Origin of the sequence: Paenibacillus wynnii (assembly GCF_000757885.1) — a bacterium.
GTDB classification, from domain to species: domain Bacteria; phylum Bacillota; class Bacilli; order Paenibacillales; family Paenibacillaceae; genus Paenibacillus_AQ; species Paenibacillus_AQ wynnii.
Map to the genome: position 1 here is coordinate 1,432,897 of NZ_JQCR01000002.1, position 17,035 is coordinate 1,449,931.

A 17,035-nucleotide genomic window follows, 5' to 3' on the forward strand; every position below is an offset into this window, starting at 1 on the left:
AAACATCCACCATACCCGCACCGCTCACAATAGTTGCATTTTCTACACTTATATCTACAATACTCGGCGATAACGCCTCTTTTGCGAGATTTTAGTTGCATTTACTACAATTAAAGCTCTACAAGTCCCAAATTCGCACCTAATAGATGTACAAAGTGCAACTAACCCGGTCTGACCCGAGCCTAGACTACATTTCAATGCGATTCCACCGCTGTTGCTCGTACTCACCGATTCAAAGTTACTTATACTCTTTATTTCCCTTCAGTAATCAATCCCTTTATGCGCAATTAAATTCCCTCCATAAACCTCCTGGACAATGTAGAGCGGACGCCCCTTAGTCTCATCATAAATTCGGCCGACATACTCACCCAGAATGCCCAGCATAATTAGTACGAAACCGTTAAAAGTTAGCGTAATTCCAATCATTGAAGCCCAGCCCTTTACTGCAGATTCCGTAAAAATAACCAGATACATAACATACACAAGATATAGAAAACCCGAGGCTGATAATAAAGCCCCCAAATATCCGGCAAGCTTCAGCGGTTTATACGAAAAGGAAGTGATCCCATCCAGAGACAGCTTAATCATCCGCTTCAATGGATACTTGGTTTCTCCCGCCAGACGTTCATCCCGCTCATACTCAATGGCCTTCTGACGGAAGCCGACCCAACTGACGAGTCCCCGTACAAAACGGTTTTTCTCCGGCAGACGCTTTAACTGGTCACATACCTTACGGTCAATTAGTCGAAAATCACCGGTATCTACCGGTATGGAGATGTCTGTCGAATACCGGAGCACTCTATAAAACAGGCTGGCTGTCCATTTTTTGAAAAGGGACTCTCCATTGCGCTTCACGCGTTTGGCATAGACGACTTCGTATCCTTTCTTCCATTCTTTGATCATATCGAGGATCAGTTCAGGCGGGTCCTGTAAATCAGCGTCAATAATGACAACCGCATCACCCACTGCATAATCCATATCGGCTGTTATGGCAATCTGGTGCCCAAAATTACGAGATAGGTCGATCAGACTGACGCTCTCATCCCAATAACTGTATTCCTCTATCATTTGTGCACAGCTATCCGTGCTGCCGTCATTTACGAAAAGAAGCTCATAAGCCTCACCCGTCATTACCATTACTTTCTTAATTCTCTGGTACGTTTCTTGAATAACCGCCTCTTCGTTAAACATGGGTATAATAATGGAATAGCCCACTTTGGTACTCATCCAGCAGCTACTCCTTAAATTGGTAAAGCCCTGATCAATCTCATTTTATTTCAGTGTTACCTCGTACAAAGTACCGCTGCTGTTTGCTGCTAGAGCTGTTCCTGCTGCTCCTGTTCCCTGCCAATCGGCTGCCGGAATCTCTGTTCCATTCTCGTTAATCCACGTTGTCAGCTCAGAGTTGCCCCCGCGGCCGCCACCCATTCCCCCGCTGGATACAAGGAAGTACCTCACTTTTCCACTTTCGACTAGAGCCTCAAGCGTGTCTGCGGTGTACACCTTATCTGACCCGGAGAATCCGTTCAAAATAACAACTTTGGCACCCTCGTCCACGATATAAGGAGCTGCCGTATTATAGTCCATAACGGCGAACAAGTATTTCTCATCGGTGTTGTGACTCTGCAAATAAGTTAGCAATGATTTGTTGAGACCGCTCCTTGTTCCAGCATTGGTTCCTCCCGGCATGACTCCGGCATTCCCCATCTGGCTTAGCATCTGAGCATTGGGTTGGAATCCACCCATTTCATTTCCACCTGTTGGCCCTGCCGCTGGAATCATACTGTTCTGCCCATAAGTTATGGGTGTCAGAGCCCAATACATCGGCCCAATCAACAATACCAATAAACCGGCTAATCCTGCCGCATAGGCAAATGGTTTCTCTTTTCCCTTAAAAGCTGCCAGCAGCAGGGCAATCATTGCTCCTGCGAGCAGGATACCTATGGACCAGCCGCTGCCGATTGTATTGTCATACGGATGAAGGATGTACCACTGAAGCGCTGCTGTTATCAGCGTTGCAGCAGGCAAGAGCCAGGATAGCCAGCCTGATCGATCTCGGTACAGACTCCATAATTCAGACCAACCTGCACCCGCCAATGCGGCAATCGGGGGTGCCATCATAATCAGATAATATTGGTGGAAGAAGCCAGCAATGCTGAAGAACCCCATAATCGGCACCAACCATGCGAGCCAAAACAATGCTTCTTTATGCTTTTGGGTAAAGTTTGTACGTCGCAAGCTTGCGAACAATCCTATACAGGCGAAGGCTGCAAATGGAAGCAGCCAGCTGGACTGACCGGACAACTCCGACTGGAATAAACGCAGCGGACCCGCTGTTCCTGTATTAAACATTCCGCCACTACCTGCACCTGCACCGCCACGGTTCCCGAATCCGCCTCCGGCACCAGCAGGTAGACGGCGCCCTCCGTCGGCACCGTTATCTGCGACCTGACCCGGCATTCCGCCTCCGTTCCCGCCTTTTCCCTGATCCCCTGTTAAGCGGGATACTCCGTTATATCCAAAGGCTAAGTTAAGTACAGAGTTAGTTCCGCTGCTGCCGATATAAGGACGTTTGCTGGCAGGAATCGAATCCACGATAACCGCCCAAGATAGAGATACTACGAGCAGTACAGCCGTGGAAGCTGCTAATACACCTGTTTTCCTCTTCCAATTCACCTTCGCTGCCAGTATATAAAAGAGGTAAAAGGCCGGCAGAACCATATAGGCCTGCAGCATCTTTTCATTAAATCCAACCCCGATCAGCGCAAATGAGGCGATAAGGCTGCCGATTTTATTACTTTCAGTTCCCTTAAATAGGAACCATGCGGCTAATAGGAGGGTAAATACGAGCATGGCATCAATGTTGTTCGTACGGCTGACCGCAGCTGCTACCGGAGTGGTCGCCATCGCCAAAGCGGCTAATCGTGCTGACATTCTGCCGAAGGTCGGCTTCACCAACAGATATACCAATAGTACCGATCCAACACCACCCAAAGCCTGAGGCAGAATTACACTCCAGCCATGCAATCCGAAAATCAGAGCACCGAGCGTCTGAATCCAGAAGGTTTCCGGCGGCTTGTCAACCGTTACAGAACCCGCGGAATCCAGGGATACAAAAAAGAAATTATGAAAGCTTTGCAGCATGCTCCCTACTGCGGTGGTGTAATATGTATTCGCATATTGATCATTCCAAATTTCATACCCGTACAGAAAAGCTGCTAGCACCAGAATGCCTAACAGAACGATATCAGAACCCATTCTTATGATAAACTTCATATGTCTCCACTCCTTATCCTTTATAACTTTATAGCTCGAGCTGCCCCCTATGTCCGTTTCAATCTTTCCGTAGATAAATTATTGCATCCTTACCTTAACTCTCAATGAATAATGGCTGAATGTTTGCTGAACGTAAAAAAGCCCCCAATAGGGGGCTAGCCTTGCTTATTCTCCATGTTATAAATGCGATTATGGCTTTTCTACTCTACCTAGAGCAACGAGCTTATTCACTGTATTCCAATTGCGGCTTGTAGCTGGCATGCCTAACATTTTATCCATTGGAACTTTAAAAAGCGCTGACTGACTTACACTGACCTCATAGAACGCATACATTTCTTTGCCGACAAATCTTAACTTATCCGGCCCGTCCATGTAGGGTTGCAGCTTTTCAAGCGCCTCAGTAGAAGGTTCAGAGGTTAAGAACGAGACATAAAGCCTTTTATAGTCCTCTTGTTCCGGGAGATCAAAGGGGTTGTTCTCTATCACCTGCGCCAGTTCCTCCAGCGTTCGAAGAATAACGGAAACTTGAAATCCATATACCTCTTTGATGCGCAGCTCAATCAACCCGCCAAGCAGTTCAATCTCATGATTGTTACTCTCAAAAATAACATTGCCGCTCTGGATGTAGGTCCTGACATGATCTAATTCGAGAGACTGGAACAGCAACTTTAAATCTTGCATTTTGATTATCTTGTTACCGCCGACATTAATGCCGCGCAGAAGCGCAATATAGCTTGTCAAAAGTCATCGCCCCTCCTTCTTCTTAGTTCATTTTCTCGCCGACAGCACCTTTAGGCGTTTTCGAATTTCTGCAAGAAGCTGCTCTTTTTCCGTGTGGGGAAGCCATTCCACCAACCGTGCTGCCGCTACCGGTAGAACCCATTGATCTATATCTGCATAGGATTGCCCTGATAACCTGAGATACTCGCGGATGTATCCCTTCGTTAGTCTCTTCCTAATGAATCCTATCATTAATTTGACTGGTAGAGGAGCTTGTTGAGGTATAGCTCCTTTACTGAACATGATCACCGATCGTGCAGCGTCTCCATTAGGATCTCCAGCTGCTCCAGTCATCCAATCAATAACCCATGCTTCTTCTTGATCCAATAGAACGTTATCCGGATGAAAATCTCCGTGGCATAACTTGTAATCCTCCGGGAGGTGCTCTAGATAGGACAAAATAGCCGACTTTTCACCTATATCAAGCATCGGTGCCTCTTTAATGCATCTACTTAACATTTCCTTCTGATGCCCGATCTCTTCCGAAGCGTCAAGCTTATGTAGGCTATAGTGCAGCTCTGCCATCATTTTGGCGTATTGGCTGACTCTCCAAGGATTCTTGCTAATCATCTTTAGTAGCGAAGGGCCCAGAATTTGTTCAAATACAATACCTTTCCGTTCATTCATAGTTATGAGTTCAAAAGGCTTCGGGCTACGGATACCCTGCGTATACACGAACTGACTGACTTTGTACTCACGGAGTATATTCTGTTCTGAAACGTTCTCCCGGTATAGCTTTACAATCGTCTGCCCCTTATGCTGAAGTATCTCCGCTGTCCTTCCTTCACCTATAAGCTTCTCCTTCACTCGGTTCCCCCTATAAATTTTTCAGTGCGTCCCTAAAATATTCATGGTATAAATTAATAATCACAATAAGTATCGCTAAGGATTCGTTAACAGTGCCTACTTCCAAATAGTGATTGGCATCATCCATTCTATACACTTTGATGTGATTCACATTCGTAATCTCACGGGAATGCTGCTCAGTGAACAACGGATCAATACTACCATAAATCACACTTCCTGCACTTCGCCGAATGAACGGTATCGTTTCTTGCAGCGGAGTTAAATACAAATGTGAAGTCTTCTTCTGTATTTCCAGCTCCTCGGCGATTCTACCGGCGATTACCGTCCCCATGCTCTTACTGATGAACAGAAATCTCTCGTATACAGGAAGGGAGGTAATTGCTGATTTACATTCATCAACGATGATACTCATCTGTTCACGTTGAAGGTCAACCCTTGCACTTTGATAACCGTATTCCAGCAACAGAATGTCACAGTTATACTCCTTCGCTACCTTGGCTGCATACTCCAGCAGCGGCCGTTCTGCAGAATAGTTTCTCCCGGGAAAAACCACAGCCAACGCCTTAGAGCCTTGCGTAATATGTGTATGTCTAACCTCTCTACCCCAATATGAAGGCATAAGAATATGGTTTACACTCATAGGTCCATTCTCTCCTCCAATAACAATGTACGGATATGCCCTTGCTTTTATTATAGCTATCCTAACTAACGTTTGGAAATATTACTATGGCTCAAGATGATGTTTGCTTTCGATTACTTTTTCTGATAACCAGCTCGGCGCCAATCCATAATATTAACGGGATAATTACCTGAAACGGAAGTGCATAATATCTATAGGTTTCAAAGGCAAAATGCTGCATCTCAAAAATATCTTTAAATATAAAATTTGCTATATAGACCATGATAAGCCCCATTTGAAGCACTACAGAACGGTAACTCTTTAAGTTGAATACTTTAGCCATTCCTGTGCTGGCTACATATAAACATATGCTGACTTTCATAAATAGAGAGGTACAAAAAACAATGGCAGACGATCCCTCAATCCTCGTTAAAAAATTACCCACATTTATTCTGCTGACAGCCACATAAGAAGGAAAGTAAAGACTTGTCAATGCGTTGGAGCCAAGTACCAGCAGGTTTCTTACAGAAATGAATAAAATGATTAAACCGGCAATTAACAAGCCGCTTATTAGTATCTTATAGGCCGAGCCCTTCTTAGGAAGGGCCCGAAAAGTTCCCAAAAACAATATAGTTTCGGCAAAGGGAAATGTAAAAGTACCAAAGGCATCGTTCAAGATAGGTCCCCAGCCGGGATCTAATACAGGTCTCAAATGTTCAAAGTCAAACAAGGGGATGGCTAACAATTGAACGATTATGATTACGAAGATACTGAACACAAGTAGAAGTTTAGCAGTTCGCCCCAATACTTCAATTCCTGATTTAACAGCCGATATGCCGAGCAGACCCACAAAAAGCATAGGAACAATCATGGGTGTTTCTGTTAATGCAACCGTTCGACAGAATTCCCCGAAATTTCGCAGAACCAGCGATCCAAGATGCAATGCATACCATATATACAAACAGGAGAATATTTTACCTCCGATTTTCCCAAAAACGGCGACCAGCATGTCAAAGAGATCTTTGCCCGGAAAAAGAACATTCAATCGAGCAAGGGTTATAAGTAAGGGTACCGTCAGCGCCATGGCAAGAAGTAGCGTAATCCAGCTGCTGTTGCCTGACTTCCCTGTTACCCCCATAATTAGTGTGCTTCCAAATACAAACAGGATGATCATACTGATATAATTCCCTGCGGGTACAATCTCTTTACTCATGCTTTAGCCCCCTTTCAAACATCTATTCTCTAGAAAAGTTTCCCCACCCATTGTACAATCCACGGTGAGGGGCTGGGAATCTCCCAACCCATTGCCAATGCAAATGCGATAGAGAAAGAAACAAAACACAAGGCAGAGCATACATAGAAATCACGTTTCTCCCCTTGCTTAAGCAATCTATAGGGATCAATCCACAAGATACCCACATAAAGAAGCACGATGAAAATACCCATAATTATTCAACTATTTTTATTGATCTAGTCGTCTTGGCACTAGTCTCAATAATCACTTTAGGTTTAACCACAACTTGCAGTAAAGGAAAGGACTCGTCCCAATTTTTCTTCAGCTTCTTCCAGTCTTTTGGATCATTCATATGAATATTCGCTCCAAATCCAAAGATATCCGATTTATATTTCTTCTGAACTTTATGAATTACGGCAAGCATGTTATTCTGCAACTGCTGCTTTGCAAGCTCCTCAATCTCTTTAATCTTTTCAAAATCTGGGAATCCATTCGGTGTCATCACTTCACCCAACCCGGTTTTCGTTTCAGTGCTGACCTGTATTTGCAGTTTCCCGTTAACCCATACTGGCTTTATTTTTGTTTTATTGGAGAAAATCTCTAGGGAATAGGCAGGTTTTCCTTTCTTGTCGTTAACCGGCAGTATCCCCCCTTTGATCTTATTATTAACGAAAAGCATATATTTAGTTTCTTCCCCAGTCAGAGTCCCAACCATTTTATCTTTTGAAAAAACAGCAGACCCGCTGATTCGCTCCGTTTTTTTATTATCTCTCTCATTGATATAGACTAGCGGTGCTATCGCATGCTGCCCCGAAGATTCCAGCTTGTCAAAAAAATCCCAAATGTCCGAAACAGGAGCTGTACTCACATGCCTCTCATGTTGCATCATGTCACCAAGCTCAAAGGAAAGAATCGTATTCTTTGTTTTATTCAGATTAAGGATATCCCTGGCGTTCTTCTCTTTAGCAATAAATATATATACATCCGATCGTGTCTCCGTATCTCTGCTGTACCAATCAATAACTCTTAATACCCCTTCCTTGGCCATCTCCTCACTGATAATAATCGCCTTGGCATGGCTCCAGAACAGCTTGTTTCCTGTCATAGTAATCATGCTCCGGACAATATCAAACATCGTATCCCCCGCAAGAGAGCTAATGGTGGAGCTAGCCTGATTCTCCGGCCCTCCCCCCCCTGACGTATCAATCGTTTCCGCGGTCAACAATATTTTGCCAGTGGCTTTTTCCTTATCGATGGCTACACCGGCCACAATAGAGATCTCCTCAACCTCCGTGTAATTCCAGCAGCCTGAAATGCTGAGCAGAAGCAACAGAAAGAGCATTGCGGACAGTAATCTTTTCACTGGAGTCATGGCTTGTTCCCAGACTTTCTCTTTCGATTGCGTGCCCCGACGATTACCGGATGAACATACAAATACCACCACGGTGCTCTGAACACGGAATCCTTGATATCTTTAGGTTTGGTCGAGCCCACTTTGAGCATGTATGAAACTCCAAAGGAACGAAGGCCCATTAAGTGTATAACTAAAGCGAGCAAACCTAAAAAGTACCCATATAAACCCATAAAAAAAGCGGATAGAAGCAAAAACAATCGGATCACCAACAACGGCCCCGTAAGTCGAGGGTTAAGCAGTGATGTTATGCCTGTCACACCCACAACGATAACCATGGGAGCGCTGACGATGCGGGCATCTACCGCAGCCTGTCCTAGTACCAGCGCTCCCACGACGCTTACGGCCTGCCCAATGGCTGCTGGTATCCGTGCCCCCGCTTCACGGAGAATCTCAAATACGGTTAGCATAAGTATCGCCTCAACAATGGTGGGGAAAGGGACCGCCTTTCTCGCATTGGCAATACTGAGCAGCAGCATGGTAGGCAGCATTTCCTGGCTAAAGGATACCAATGCTAAGTAAAGAGCAGGTATACTAATGGACAGAAAAGCTCCTATTACCCTTAGCATTCGGTTAACGGAAGCAAAATAAAAATTAAGGTAATAATCCTCACTGGTCTGAAAATTCTCTACAAATACATACGGTAAGGTCAACGCAAAAGGACTGCCTTCTACTAGCAAGGCTATTCTTCCCTCCATCATTTTACCAACCACAGAATCAGGGCGTTCCGTGCTCCCTATCATCTCGAATGGCGAATAACGCTCATCCCTAAGTAACTCCGCAAGATAACCCGTATCCGAAATATGGTCCACCTTGACTTGTTCAAGCCGCTTCTGCAAGTCCTGCAGAATATCTGGGGAAGCCAGGTTTTCCATATATACCAGGCATGTTTGTGTTTTGGAGCGAATTCCTATCTCCGTAAAAATAATTTTTAAGTCGGAACTCTGTATTCTTCTCCTAATGAGTGACAAATTAACGGGCAAAGACTCTGTAAAACCCTCACGGGGTCCCCTGATACCTTTTTCTGTGGAGGGCTCTGAAATGGCTCGAGTCTCCCAGCCCTGCACATTAAGACTAAGACCTTCGGAACTTCCATCTACGAATAAGACGGATTGCCCAGCTACAATGGCACTAACTAAATCATCTGGCTGCTTAAAAAGTGTCACTTCACTAATATTTACAATTTGGGTCTGTATTTTGTCTATTAGCCCTTCAGCTGGCAAGTCCTCAATATCACCGAAGTCAAAGCTCATAAGCGGCCTTATAATAGCTTCCTGAATTAGATTCCGATCCGCCATACCGTCAATATAGATCAGGCCACAACGAATTTCCTTACTGTACGCATTGTTAATCATTCTTGTTCTGAGCGTTCCATCATTTGCAAATATTCGGCGAAATAAGGCTAGATTCTCATCCAATGAGGCACTAAGCGATAGAGACGATAATGTCTTACTTGAAGGAGACTTTTCTTGATTATTGTCTGTTTCTTGCACCGACATAGGGTCTCACTCCTGCCGCAATAGATTTTGTTAAATTATCCCCCCATATATTCACTCTTATGCATCTTTTGTTATCTCAAGAAGAAACGGCTTTGCCGTCCTTAATGGGACGGTATCCGTTTCTCGTAGAAATATAAGCAAAGTGTACTGAAAACTTATACTTTCTTATATTTCAAAAAAAAGAAGCCGCTGCCTGCGGCCTCTATCCACTCTGTTATAATTGGGTTACTACTAGGTAAAGGAGTTCTCGCAGTGACACCGTTCACGGAAAAAGTTGTCCGCATTATTCAATCTATTCCAGAAGGAAAGGTTATGACCTACGGAAGCATCGCTTTTGCTGCAGGCAGTCCGCGTGGAGCCCGACAAGTCGTTCGAATCCTTCACTCTATGAGCCGGAAGTATAATTTGCCGTGGCACCGGGTGGTTAACGCTAAGGGTATGATCTCCCTCACGGAAGATGAGTCCAACTCCATGCAGAAGCTTCAGCTGATCGGAGAGGGCGTTATTTTTGATCAGAAAAATGCGATTGACCTTAAGAGGTTTCAATTCTTTCCTGATCTGACAGACTAGCTTTTCTTACCACGCGCATTTAGGAAACTGTAGAGGGTAGCGTAGATAACAAGCAGAACAAAAGTGATGAACAGGCTGAAAAATACGGACTGCCGATTTAGACTGTCGACCATAAGCTTGTAGAGCTGATGCCGATCCGTTAATATATCCCAGCTATTAAGACGGTATACCCTGCCGAGTAGAACGCCATAGCCTCCCAGGCCACAGGCTGCAAGAACAAATATCCAGGATAAGAGCAGGTTGCTCTTGCGGTAGATAACCGACTGAATCTGATAAAGCGAGAAGAAACCGGTCATCCAAGCGCTCCAGGTAAATAACAACAGCATGGTTAGGTCATACCAGTAGCGGCTTAGTACTTCGCCCTCGACTATGTACCTTTTGTTCCTTATCGTTAAATGCAGAAGATCGGTCATGATATACGGGGCGTTCGGAAAAAACAGCAGCCATGCAGCACAAAGAGGAAGCAGGAGAAACCCTCCAATTTTCCATTTGTCCAATTGGTAAACAGTCATCGAGAACATAAAAGGAATCCAGGCTAGAAACAGATTCCAGATCAGAAAAGCATAATACGTATCTGTACGCAACGAGATTACACGGTACACGGCAAGTGTTGCTAACGACAGAGCGGCCAAAAGCATAAATACTTTGGGGTAATTTAATTCCTTCATCAGTTTAAGTTCTCCTCCGCAACAAGATTACATGTATTACCTCCAATTGTACAAATAGCCAGGGCAGACGTCTAGTTGAATTATAAAAGCCCGGACACTGAGAGTGCCCGGGCTTGTTGATTCTAAATTCCGCCGCGAAGCTCAGGTATTACCCCGGCCTTTGCGCGTCCTTTGAAGGAGTGTTGACTTAAACCTTCATCCAGGCCTGAGAGAGCACTACATTCTCTGAAAGCCGAATGTCTGCAGCCTGCACACTTACTCTTATCGATAGCGCGCAGCGCATCATTAATCGCTTCCCCGGTATGCTCGTAGAAATGTTCTGCACCGATGCTATCATACAATCCCGTCTTTCTCAGCATACTGAGCGGTTGAGGTTGAATACTCGATATCATCAGCTTACCCCCGTTGGCCTGCAACTGCTTCACTAGTCCAGCCAAATTAGCCTCTCCGGTGGTATCCATGAATGGAACCTTTGCCATCCGCAATAATATAACAGTAGACTCATCCGTACCTGAACCAGGCATCGTATGATCGAATTTATAAGCAGCCCCGAAAAATAGCGGTCCCTCTACGTTGTAAATCCCGATCTGCGGGCAGTCATGATTGTCTGTAACCATGTGTGCCGCTACCTTAACAGATGACGGATCAGGAAGTACCTTGGAGACTCCATGAACCTCGCCCATCCGTTTTACAAATAGAACTACGGCAAGAACAAGCCCCACCTCTACCGCAAGTGTCAGGTCTGCAAACACCGTCAATAGAAAAGTGATGAGCAATACCAGCGAATCACCGGTTTTGGTCTTGAGCAGGTGAAGGAACTCCTTGCGCTCGCTCATATTCCAGGCGACTACCATCAGGATAGGTGCCATAGCAGCGAGCGGTATAGCTGAAGCATATGGAGCAAACAGCAGTAGAATAAGAAAAACAACGACTCCGTGAATGACCCCGGAGATAGGCGAGGTTGCCCCGTTCTTAATATTAGTAGCTGTTCTTGCAATAGCCCCGGTCGCCGGAATCCCTCCGAACAGCGGAGCGATAATATTGGCAATCCCCTGACCGATCAGCTCGCGGTTGCTGTTATGACGTTCCCCCGTCATGCCGTCTGCCACAACGGCGGACAACAGCGATTCAATCGCACCCAGTATGGCGATTAGGAATGCCGGGCGGATTAGAGAAACCATACGGTCCCAGGTGATCACTGGAAAGTGAAAGCTTGGAAGTGTATTAGGAATAGCCCCATAGGCAGAACCAATGGTAGACACCTTGCCGCTGAAGAACAGTGCTGCAAGCACCGTAGCGAATAAAAGACCAATAAGTGATCCCGGCACCCTTGGTGCAAATCGAATAGTCAGCATCACCACAACGAGGCAAAGCGCAGCCGTTAGAATGCTGTAAACGTTAATTGTAGATATATGGACACCGATCTCCCTCATATTATCCAGGAATTTCTCGTGCCGCGTCATATCGCGCAAACCCAAGAAATTAGCAATCTGTCCGCTAAATATAATAACGGCTATGCCTGCTGTAAAACCTATCGTCACCGGCTTCGGGATAAATTTGATCAGAACTCCGAGCTTCAACAATCCCATGATGACGAGAAACACTCCTGCCATCATCCCCGCAATCAGCAGGTTCTCATATCCATACTGCATGCCTATAGCGAATAAAATGGGGATAAATGCACCTGTAGGTCCGCCAATTTGAAATTTCGATCCACCGAACAGTGAAATTAGAATACCCGCAATAATGGTTGTATAAATTCCGTACTCCGGCTTCACGCCTGAAGCAATAGCAAATGCCATCCCTAACGGGATGGCAATAATACCGACGATTGTCCCTGATATTATATCCTTACGTAAAGAAGAAAGAGTATAGCCTTGAAACCGGCCCCAGCCTGTCATGATCTAACCTTCTTTTCTCTAAATATCTGATTATTTGAATATAAGGTAAACACTACTCCTGAACGCCAAAATTGTCAACGTCCAAATAACGCTTAATATCCAAATTTCACTCGCTGCGGATGCCTTCCAGCAAGGAAATAGTATTCACAAGATGATTATCGAATATTTGCTTGGTGACAGCCAAAAGGTCTTTGATTAGGGGATCTCGAAGGGAGTAGATGACTGAGGTTCCATCCTTGACGCTGGCTACCACATTTTTGGCCCGCAACACAGCTAGTTGTTGAGACACAGCAGAGCCCTCCGAGCCTAAAATAGCCTGAAGTTCATTTACATTCTTTTCACCCTCGCTTAGCAGCTCCAATATACGAATTCGCATAGGATGCGCCAACGCCTTGAAAAACTCTGTCTTAAATTGCTGAATATCGCTGTTCATGACTTGAGCTCCTTATGGCTTTACTTCTGAATCGACTACTATCATATCATATATCCGGAGGTCAGCCGTCTTGACCTCTACAAAAGTACCCAGAGCCATAGGTTCACCCAGACACTCGAACATAATCAAGCTGTCACCCATCTGAAGAAATGCCGATCCATCCTCCTCGATGTTCTCCAGCCTGCCGGTAAAAGTAACTTGATCCTTATCCAGCGTTAGGCTGTATTCAGCTGCTGCCGCCGGCAATATATCAATCCATCTCATTAGAAGCTGGTTAATCTCGAACTCCACCTCATAGTTATGGCCCAGTGAAATCGCTGCTCCGCACCATATGCCTTTACCCTCCCCGTAGGGTGAGGTGAAGAGAATCTCGTCTTTTCTTAATCCGCGTCCGGTAATTGTTATTATCATCATAAGCTCCATCTGTAATGTTGTAGTTGAATTAATTATACATGAGGATTCTCATAGCCGTTCAAGTATAATTCCGTGTGGCGGCGTTCAAATAGGTGCTTCTCGTCTACCATCATCTCCAGACACTGGGGGCCGTTTACATAGGGAGTCACCTCATTATTCCAGGTCTTCTGGGGTGCCATAGCCTTCAGCTTAACCTGATCCAGACGAGCGGCCACAGTGGCTAGCTCTCCCAGCACTGTGTCAGTCATTCCCGGAAATTCACAAGCTGCTCAAAGCTCGCAATTACTCCTCCCAGCTCTTGCCGATACCTACGGGTCTCCCCCCATATAAACCTGCTTTTATTATAGGAGGGATATCATTATAATCCTCGGCTACGATTTGCAGAGATCCGCCTGAGAGGTGGATATTCATTACGTCTATCATGCGTCGTTGAAGGGATTCCTCATTGTAACTAGATGCTGCAGGCTTCATTTGGTCCAACAGCCGTGAGGGCTGCCGATGAACAGCTATAGATAGATACCCTATAATTTGGATGTGTAAACGTTCGGAGCTTCTCACTTGTAAATAACAAAGCGCTCGGGCAATTGGATGCCTGAGCGCTTGTTATTTAAGTTCATTTAAGTTGTTTATTATAATACATTGCCGTTATAGACCTTAACATCCAGCGGTGCAGACAGGAAGGTTCCAGCTTTTGCAGCAAATGCAGTAAAGTGTCCACTCGCATTATGTTCAGAGACGGCCTCTGAATCACGCCAGGTCTCCACCATTATAAAGTCATTTTCATTCTCTGTATGTCTGTACAATTCATAGGATTGATTGCCTTCTTCAGCAACCGAAGCAGCAATCAACGGCTTAACTTCTTCCAGAAATTGAGCCCGACGCTCTGGAAGCACATGAAAAACAGCATGAGTAATAATCATTGTCTCTTCAACCTCCTCTTATTTCCAATCCGTGATTTTGTCAATCGGAAGGCGTACCGATGCGTAGCCCTCTTCCGCTGCTTTGCCGATGGAAATAAGCATCACAGGGATGTAACGTTCCTTGTCCAAGCCATAAGCCTCGGCAATTCGATCCTTTTCATATCCGCCAATCGGGTTGGTGTCATAACCGTGAGCACGGGCTGCCAGCATAAGCTGCATAGAAACGAGGCCAGCATCAATTAGAACGGTATCCTTATTCACATCGGCAGGCAGTGTGGAGAAATGACCAGCCAATGCGGTAAGCTGTCTTTCCTTCACATCAGCAGGCATTAGTCCACGCTCAACAGCAGCGCCATAGATTTCTTCAGCATAATCGAAGTTGTTCAAATCTCCAAATACAGCAATGACAGCAGATGACGTTTCTACCTGAATCTGATTGAACTTGGCCAATGGAGCCAGCTTTGATTTTCCTTCTGCACTTTCAATAACAATAAAACGCCACGGTTGCATGTTCACCGATGAAGGGGCGAGTGTAGCTTCCGTAAGAATTTCAGTCATCTCTTCCTTACTGATTTTAACGGATGAATCATATTTACGAATGGAGCGGCGACCTGTAATTATGCTGGTAAAGTCATTGGTTTGTGTAGCGTTCATAAATTGTTTATCTCCTTTTTGTTATTAAAATATTAAAATATTGCCTTACAGCGATCCGATATTATGTTGTATGCGTGTTAGTAAATCAATCAGCGCAATGCGGTCCTGTTCGTCAAAATCAGTAAGCAACCCGTTAATAAATTGATTCTTTTCTTTGCGATAGGAAACGATTTTTTCCCGGCCTTTTTGGGTAAGAGACACAAGCGTAACCCTATTGTCAGCCGGATTATTACGACGGGTAATCACCCCGTCTTCTTCGAGGCCCTTTAAATGTCGGGTGATTGCCGCCGCATCAATATCAATGGCCTTTTGCAATGAAATCTGGCTAATCTCGTCGACTTGGAACAGCTCTTGCAGAAGACGGAGACGGGAAGGACTTATACCGGCACATCGTTCGAATTTAGGACCGATACCCTTATTTAAAGACTGCAGCAGCTCAAATATGTGATCTTCCTGGGGACGATGCTCAGTCATAATTACCCCCTCTATCCTATTATTAGTTGTGTAAAATTGTTTTGCTTAATGTTATATTACACATTATTGGTTGACCCGTCAACTAAATGGCATTCTAATGCAGATTGAAAGGTTGCTTTAGAGTTGGAGAACAGATAATCTTAATCTATCAGTCCATAGAGGAGGTTAACTGTTGAGAATATCCTTGATCCAGATGGATATAGCATTCGGCAATCCTGAGGCTAATTATTCCGCTGCGGAATTGAAAATTAGGGAAGCTGCCGCTGAAGCCCCCGACTGCCTTATTCTTCCTGAGCTGTGGACCACGGGTTATGATTTAACCCGGTTGACAGACATTGCCGACACTGATGGGGGAATCACCAAGAACTTCATCTCGTCTCTCGCAAAGGAATATGGCATTAACATTGTAGCGGGCTCTATCGCCAAAATGAATTCTGACGGTATAACTAACACTATGCTCGTATTTAACCGCAAAGGTGAACTCATTGGGGAATACAGCAAGCTGCATCTGTTCGGATTGATGGAAGAACACCTGTATTTACAGCCTGGCGAAAGCAAAGGATTATTCACATTGGATGGTGTATCGAGCGCCGGTGTAATCTGCTACGATATCCGATTCCCGGAGTGGATTCGGGCCCACATGACTCAGGGTGCTGAAGTGTTGTTCGTCAGTGCCGAGTGGCCGCTGCCAAGGCTGTCTCACTGGCGTGCGCTGTTAATTAGCCGAGCCATCGAAAATCAGTGCTATGTTGTAGCTTGCAACCGTACAGGAACGGATCCTGCCAACACCTTCGCCGGCCACTCCATGATCATTGATCCATGGGGAGAAATCGTTTGCGAAGCCTCTGAAAGTGAAGCCATCGTTAGTGGTGAGCTTGATTTGGACAAAGTGCGCTCGATTCGGCAGCAAATCCCCATTTTCCTAGACAGACGTCCGCATCTTTATATGTAGTTTAGTTGCACTTTATACACCTATTTGCCGCAAAAATCGCCTCTGTTTGACTTTAGTTGCACTTTATACATCTAAAAACCAACAAAACACGTTTCACAGCCCTAAACCGGTGAAATAACTGCATAAAGTACAATTAAACATTGGCTTATAGAAGATGGAGCAACTTTAGTTGTACTAAGTGCAGTTATTCGGATAGGTAGCGGTTGCGGGCGTTAGATAGTTAGTTAAGTACATAGATGGTGGTTTGCGGACGTGGAGTAGTTAGAGTATATTGGTCGAGGTTTGCGGACGTTAGATAGTTAGTTAAATACATAGATAGTGGTTTGTTGACGTGGAGTAGTTAGGTACATAGGTGGTGTTAGCAGACGTTGGATTTTTGCTGGTTAGTTAGTAAGTACGTGTTTGTATCAAACGCTTAGTGGA

General features: G+C 45.0%; 18 protein-coding genes. 2 read left to right on the top strand and 16 right to left on the bottom strand.

Going from position 1 to position 17,035, the window contains the following annotated elements; genetic code table 11:
* Nucleotides 1–261: 261 nt before the first annotated feature.
* The 8 genes from PWYN_RS08950 to PWYN_RS08990 form a co-directional block, all read right to left on the bottom strand.
* On the bottom strand, nt 262–1,227 hold the full coding sequence (locus PWYN_RS08950) for a glycosyltransferase family 2 protein (protein ID WP_036650502.1): 966 nt from the start codon (nt 1,225–1,227) through the stop codon (nt 262–264).
* Between the two features lie 45 nt (nt 1,228–1,272).
* Complete coding sequence (locus PWYN_RS08955) at nt 1,273–3,276, bottom strand: glycosyltransferase family 39 protein (RefSeq protein ID WP_036650504.1); 2,004 nt, start codon at nt 3,274–3,276, stop codon at nt 1,273–1,275.
* Nucleotides 3,277–3,465: 189 nt separating this feature from the next.
* On the bottom strand, nt 3,466–4,017 hold the full coding sequence (locus PWYN_RS08960; protein WP_036650507.1) for a DUF1697 domain-containing protein: 552 nt from the start codon (nt 4,015–4,017) through the stop codon (nt 3,466–3,468).
* 27 nt (nt 4,018–4,044) lie between these two features.
* Nucleotides 4,045–4,863 carry a phosphotransferase family protein gene (locus PWYN_RS08965; protein WP_036650509.1) on the bottom strand — a complete coding sequence of 273 codons (819 nt, stop codon included), beginning with the start codon at nt 4,861–4,863 and terminating at the stop codon, nt 4,045–4,047.
* A gap of 10 nt (nt 4,864–4,873) precedes the next feature.
* Nucleotides 4,874–5,503: a hypothetical protein gene (locus PWYN_RS08970; RefSeq protein ID WP_036650511.1), complete on the bottom strand. Its 630-nt coding sequence runs from the start codon at nt 5,501–5,503 to the stop codon at nt 4,874–4,876.
* 91 nt (nt 5,504–5,594) lie between these two features.
* Nucleotides 5,595–6,695, bottom strand: coding sequence for a GerAB/ArcD/ProY family transporter (locus PWYN_RS08975; protein ID WP_036650513.1), 1,101 nt, complete (start codon nt 6,693–6,695; stop codon nt 5,595–5,597).
* Between the two features lie 235 nt (nt 6,696–6,930).
* A complete protein-coding gene (locus PWYN_RS08985) occupies nt 6,931–8,088 on the bottom strand; it encodes a Ger(x)C family spore germination protein (protein ID WP_036650516.1) in 1,158 nt (385 codons plus the stop codon).
* Nucleotides 8,085–9,626 (bottom strand): spore germination protein, encoded by a 1,542-nt coding sequence (locus tag PWYN_RS08990; protein WP_036650517.1) that lies wholly within the window; start codon nt 9,624–9,626, stop codon nt 8,085–8,087. The genes PWYN_RS08985 and PWYN_RS08990 overlap by 4 nt, the downstream gene beginning before the upstream one ends.
* A gap of 252 nt (nt 9,627–9,878) precedes the next feature.
* Here PWYN_RS08990 and PWYN_RS08995 point away from each other — a divergent pair, with 252 nt between their 5' ends.
* Nucleotides 9,879–10,196 carry an MGMT family protein gene (locus tag PWYN_RS08995; protein WP_036650518.1) on the top strand — a complete coding sequence of 106 codons (318 nt, stop codon included), beginning with the start codon at nt 9,879–9,881 and terminating at the stop codon, nt 10,194–10,196.
* Here PWYN_RS08995 and PWYN_RS09000 read toward each other — a convergent pair.
* The 8 genes from PWYN_RS09000 to PWYN_RS09035 all read right to left on the bottom strand — a co-directional run bounded on the left by PWYN_RS09000 (nt 10,193) and on the right by PWYN_RS09035 (nt 15,660).
* Nucleotides 10,193–10,864 carry a DUF1361 domain-containing protein gene (locus PWYN_RS09000; RefSeq protein WP_036650520.1) on the bottom strand — a complete coding sequence of 224 codons (672 nt, stop codon included), beginning with the start codon at nt 10,862–10,864 and terminating at the stop codon, nt 10,193–10,195. The genes PWYN_RS08995 and PWYN_RS09000 overlap by 4 nt on opposite strands.
* 122 nt (nt 10,865–10,986) lie before the next feature.
* A complete protein-coding gene (locus PWYN_RS09005; protein ID WP_036650521.1) occupies nt 10,987–12,765 on the bottom strand; it encodes a SulP family inorganic anion transporter in 1,779 nt (592 codons plus the stop codon).
* Between the two features lie 106 nt (nt 12,766–12,871).
* Nucleotides 12,872–13,198 (bottom strand): ArsR/SmtB family transcription factor, encoded by a 327-nt coding sequence (locus tag PWYN_RS09010; protein ID WP_036650522.1) that lies wholly within the window; start codon nt 13,196–13,198, stop codon nt 12,872–12,874.
* Nucleotides 13,199–13,210: 12 nt separating this feature from the next.
* On the bottom strand, nt 13,211–13,612 hold the full coding sequence (locus PWYN_RS09015; protein WP_157261118.1) for a hypothetical protein: 402 nt from the start codon (nt 13,610–13,612) through the stop codon (nt 13,211–13,213).
* Between the two features lie 32 nt (nt 13,613–13,644).
* Nucleotides 13,645–13,860 (bottom strand): hypothetical protein, encoded by a 216-nt coding sequence (locus PWYN_RS09020; RefSeq protein ID WP_157261119.1) that lies wholly within the window; start codon nt 13,858–13,860, stop codon nt 13,645–13,647.
* 381 nt (nt 13,861–14,241) lie between these two features.
* Nucleotides 14,242–14,532, bottom strand: a complete 291-nt coding sequence (locus tag PWYN_RS09025) for a putative quinol monooxygenase (RefSeq protein ID WP_036650525.1) — start codon at nt 14,530–14,532, stop codon at nt 14,242–14,244.
* 18 nt (nt 14,533–14,550) lie between these two features.
* Nucleotides 14,551–15,186, bottom strand: coding sequence for a nitroreductase family protein (locus tag PWYN_RS09030; protein WP_036650527.1), 636 nt, complete (start codon nt 15,184–15,186; stop codon nt 14,551–14,553).
* A gap of 45 nt (nt 15,187–15,231) precedes the next feature.
* Entirely contained in the window at nt 15,232–15,660 is a 429-nt protein-coding gene (locus tag PWYN_RS09035) for a MarR family winged helix-turn-helix transcriptional regulator (protein ID WP_036650529.1), read from the bottom strand.
* Between the two features lie 172 nt (nt 15,661–15,832).
* Here PWYN_RS09035 and PWYN_RS09040 point away from each other — a divergent pair, with 172 nt between their 5' ends.
* A complete protein-coding gene (locus tag PWYN_RS09040) occupies nt 15,833–16,612 on the top strand; it encodes a carbon-nitrogen family hydrolase (protein WP_084146661.1) in 780 nt (259 codons plus the stop codon).
* Nucleotides 16,613–17,035 lie beyond the last annotated feature (423 nt).

Coding starts and splice junctions, on each gene's coding strand:
- PWYN_RS09005 (WP_036650521.1), bottom strand. CDS start 12,765: ATGACAGGCTGGGGCCGGTTTCAAGGCTATACTCTTTCTTCTTTACGT.
- PWYN_RS09020 (WP_157261119.1), bottom strand. CDS start 13,860: ATGACTGACACAGTGCTGGGAGAGCTAGCCACTGTGGCCGCTCGTCTG.
- PWYN_RS08950 (WP_036650502.1), bottom strand. CDS start 1,227: ATGAGTACCAAAGTGGGCTATTCCATTATTATACCCATGTTTAACGAA.
- PWYN_RS09035 (WP_036650529.1), bottom strand. CDS start 15,660: ATGACTGAGCATCGTCCCCAGGAAGATCACATATTTGAGCTGCTGCAG.
- PWYN_RS09030 (WP_036650527.1), bottom strand. CDS start 15,186: ATGAACGCTACACAAACCAATGACTTTACCAGCATAATTACAGGTCGC.
- PWYN_RS09010 (WP_036650522.1), bottom strand. CDS start 13,198: ATGAACAGCGATATTCAGCAATTTAAGACAGAGTTTTTCAAGGCGTTG.
- PWYN_RS08955 (WP_036650504.1), bottom strand. CDS start 3,276: ATGAAGTTTATCATAAGAATGGGTTCTGATATCGTTCTGTTAGGCATT.
- PWYN_RS08990 (WP_036650517.1), bottom strand. CDS start 9,626: ATGTCGGTGCAAGAAACAGACAATAATCAAGAAAAGTCTCCTTCAAGT.
- PWYN_RS08975 (WP_036650513.1), bottom strand. CDS start 6,695: ATGAGTAAAGAGATTGTACCCGCAGGGAATTATATCAGTATGATCATC.
- PWYN_RS09015 (WP_157261118.1), bottom strand. CDS start 13,612: ATGATGATAATAACAATTACCGGACGCGGATTAAGAAAAGACGAGATT.
- PWYN_RS08970 (WP_036650511.1), bottom strand. CDS start 5,503: ATGAGTGTAAACCATATTCTTATGCCTTCATATTGGGGTAGAGAGGTT.
- PWYN_RS08985 (WP_036650516.1), bottom strand. CDS start 8,088: ATGACTCCAGTGAAAAGATTACTGTCCGCAATGCTCTTTCTGTTGCTT.
- PWYN_RS09000 (WP_036650520.1), bottom strand. CDS start 10,864: ATGAAGGAATTAAATTACCCCAAAGTATTTATGCTTTTGGCCGCTCTG.
- PWYN_RS09025 (WP_036650525.1), bottom strand. CDS start 14,532: ATGATTATTACTCATGCTGTTTTTCATGTGCTTCCAGAGCGTCGGGCT.